The organism is Microcoleus sp. (genome assembly GCF_049646505.1).
GTDB lineage: Bacteria > Cyanobacteriota > Cyanobacteriia > Cyanobacteriales > Microcoleaceae > Microcoleus.
In genome coordinates this window covers 1-3,374 of the sequence record NZ_JBARVX010000560.1, presented here as the reverse complement: position 1 = coordinate 3,374, position 3,374 = coordinate 1, and the positions used below count along the sequence as shown (strand labels likewise).

Annotated in this window: 2 protein-coding genes and 1 pseudogene; all 3 read left to right on the top strand. The window is 44.2% G+C overall.

Going from position 1 to position 3,374, the window contains the following annotated elements:
• A pseudogene (locus WBA89_RS26350) lies at window positions 1-213 on the top strand (3',5'-cyclic-AMP phosphodiesterase); the annotation flags it as partial.
• Between the two features lie 384 nt (window positions 214-597).
• Entirely contained in the window at window positions 598-2,076 is a 1,479-nt protein-coding gene (locus tag WBA89_RS26345) for an alpha-amylase (protein ID WP_424410604.1), read from the top strand.
• A 199-nt stretch (window positions 2,077-2,275) separates the two neighbouring features.
• Window positions 2,276-3,052 carry an SDR family oxidoreductase gene (locus tag WBA89_RS26340; RefSeq protein WP_424410602.1) on the top strand — a complete coding sequence of 259 codons (777 nt, stop codon included), beginning with the start codon at window positions 2,276-2,278 and terminating at the stop codon, window positions 3,050-3,052.
• The last annotated feature ends 322 nt before the right edge of the window (window positions 3,053-3,374 follow it).

The window sequence follows — 3,374 nt, the reverse complement described above, 5'->3', positions numbered from 1 at the left end:
GTCCTTTGCGGCCACATTCACCAAGAATTTCAACAACAGCGAGGTTTAGTTGCTTATTTGGGCACACCGAGTACCTGCATCCAACTCTTACCCAAAACCTCTCCCATAGTCCTCGACACAGTTGGCCCCGGATTTAGATTGCTCGAATTGGCGATCGGCGGTACTTGGGATACTAAGATTGAGCGAGTAGTCGAAGAACCTGCAACATCTTGATATTTGACAGTTAAGAGGTCGTTGTGCGATCGACCCAATCGAAGAATCATCTTATTTCCCGCAAATAAACTTTACCAGGTTCGGGTGCGATCGCTTCAGTCAGAACGATCGAACCTTAAGTATCTTCGTTCAACCTGACATAATATCCAGCAGATTTGCGATCGAAAATTTACAATTTTTAGAAAATATTTTTTGCTCGGCTACATATACTATAAAAACCTTAGCAAAAAAGAACTAAATTGTCAATCTATCAAAAGATATTTTTTATTATTAATTTATATATTTTATGATATGTATCGATCTTAAAATTGCAGACACAGCCAGAGCGATCGGCAACTAACAAAAAATATATCTGGCAACTCAAAAAAACAGGAAAAACTTAATATGTCTGAAGTCAATGGCGTCATGATGCAGTATTTCCACTGGTACACCCCCGATGACGGAAACCTGTGGAATCAGCTAGCAGAATCTGCAAAGGATTTAGCTAAAATCGGCGTTACATCTCTGTGGTTGCCACCCGCCTATAAAGGAACGGGCGGCGGTATGGATGTGGGCTATGGCGTCTACGACTTGTTCGATTTAGGCGAATTCGACCAAAAAGGGTCGGTACGCACTAAATACGGCACAAAAGACGAGTATTTGCGCGCAATCAAAGCTGCCCAAGAAGCTGGAATTCGGATTTATGCCGATGTCGTCTTCAACCACAAATTAGGTGCAGATGCCCAAGAAGAAGCCGAAGCCACACCCTTCCATCCCGACAACCGAAATGATACCGTAGGCGAATATCAAACAATCAAAGCTTGGACGCATTTTACTTTCCCAGGGCGCGACAAAAAATATTCCAGCATGGAGTGGCATTGGTGGCATTTTGACGCGATAGATTACAACGTTTACAACACAGAAGAAAAAGCAGTTTACTTGCTAAAAGGCAAACAATTTGATTGGGGAGTAGACCTAGAAAAAGGCAACTTTGACTACCTGATGGGTTGCGATTTAGATATGGACAACCCAGAAGTCACCGGGGAATTAAAATACTGGGGCGAGTGGTACGTAGATACAACAAACGTTGACGGATTTCGTTTTGATGCGGCCAAACACGTAGCAGCAGGATTTTTCCAAGAGTGGTTGGAACACGTCCGCAACTATGCCAAACGCGACCTATTTGCCGTCGGCGAATATTGGTCTTACGAAGTGGAAGCTTTGCATTACTTCATCCAAGCAACGGACGGTAAAGTATCCTTATTTGATGCGCCCCTCCACTATAACTTCCACGCTGCTAGCAAAGCCGGCAACAGCTACGACTTGCGAACAATTTTCGACGGCACCCTCGTTCAACAGCAACCCGCTCTAGCCGTTACTTTGGTTGACAACCACGATTCTCAACCCTTGCAATCGTTAGAATCAGTTGTCGAGTCTTGGTTTAAACCCCTTGCTTACGCTTTAATCCTGCTGCGGAGTGAAGGATATCCCTGTATTTTTTACCCTGATTATTACGGCGATAGCTATAAAGATACAGCAAATGATGGCAATGAATACGAGATTTGGTTAGACAAACATCAGTGGATTCTAGATAAATTGCTGTTTGCCCGCCAAACCTATTCCTACGGCAATCAATACGATTACTTCGACCACGCTAACACAATTGGCTGGACGCGACTAGGAAACGAAGAACACCCTGGCGGCATGGCTGTGGTACTAAGTAACGGAGGCGATGGCACTAAGTTTATGGAAGTCGGACAGCCCAATCAAACTTATATTGACATCATGGAACACGTCAAAGAACCCATCGTAACGAATGACGATGGTTGGGCTGATTTTAGGTGTAACGGCGGTTCAGTTTCTGTCTGGGTTCCGCAGCAGTAAGCATGACCGCAATCTTGACGGAATCCTCTGTCTAAAGTAGGGTGCGCTACGCGCACCTTACCGCTATAATAATCGCATCAAACAAATTTTTACTTAGCTGTTTTTGATGACTCAAACCTATTCGTAGTGATGACTTCAGTCCTATCTCCCTACACTTATATTTATAGGCATCGCCCCAAAAAAGATTACATAAAAAAGTATGAAACTAGCAGAAAAAGTTGCCGTTATTACCGGCGGCGGGTCGGGAATTGGTCGTGCAGCAGCAATTTTAATGGCCAAGGAAGGCGCAAAAGTTGCTATTATCGATCTAAGTTTAGAAACGGCGCAAGAAACAGTCGGCAAACTAATCAACGAAGGAGGGTGCGGTCTGGCAATTGCCGCAGATGTGGGGCATTCTGGGCAAATGCAGCAGGCATTTCAAACAATTTTTGACGAATATCAAAGAATTGATATTGTGTTCGCAAACGCGGGGATTAACGGTATCTGGTCGCCGGTAGAAGAGATAGCACTGGATGAGTGGGAACGGACAATTAACACCAATCTGACGGGAACATTTTTGACTGTAAAATATGCAGTTCCTTATCTAAAAAAACAAGGAGGTTCGATTGTAATTACCTCATCGATTAATGGCACCAGAAGTTTCAGGAAAGTTGGGGCTACAGCTTATGCTTGCAGCAAAGCGGCCCAAGTAGCTTTTGCAAAAATGCTGGCGCTAGAACTTTCTCCGAGTCACATCAGAGTCAATGTTATCTGTCCGGGCGGGGTGCTGACTGCGATTAATGAAAGCACTGTTAAGCGCCATCTCGATCGCATTCCAGTTGACCGCGATTGCCTTCAAGATATGATTCCTTTGACTGATAATACCGCTGGTTCGAGCCTAGATATCGCGAAATTAGTATTATTTTTGGTATCGGATACATCCAGTTTTATCACGGGTACTGAAGTCTGGATTGATGGCGGCGGTTCTTTGATTTAAAAGTTCAATAGTTGATTAGATCGAATATGGTTGCATGGGAATTATTATGTAGTTTGAGATGATTCGGCGGTTGAAACCGCCAGAAAGTCAAACGATGTCGGCGGAGACCGACGAATTCATAAAGGGGAGTCCCAACCCGGATAATGACTAATGACTAATGACTAATGACTAATGACGGCAGGAGGGCGGGCACGGGGGCACCGCCCCTACTGACTAATGACTAATGACTAATGACTAATGACTAATGACTAATGACTAATGACTAATGCCCAATTCCCAATGCCCAATGCCCCATTCCCAATTCCCAATGACTAATGACTCT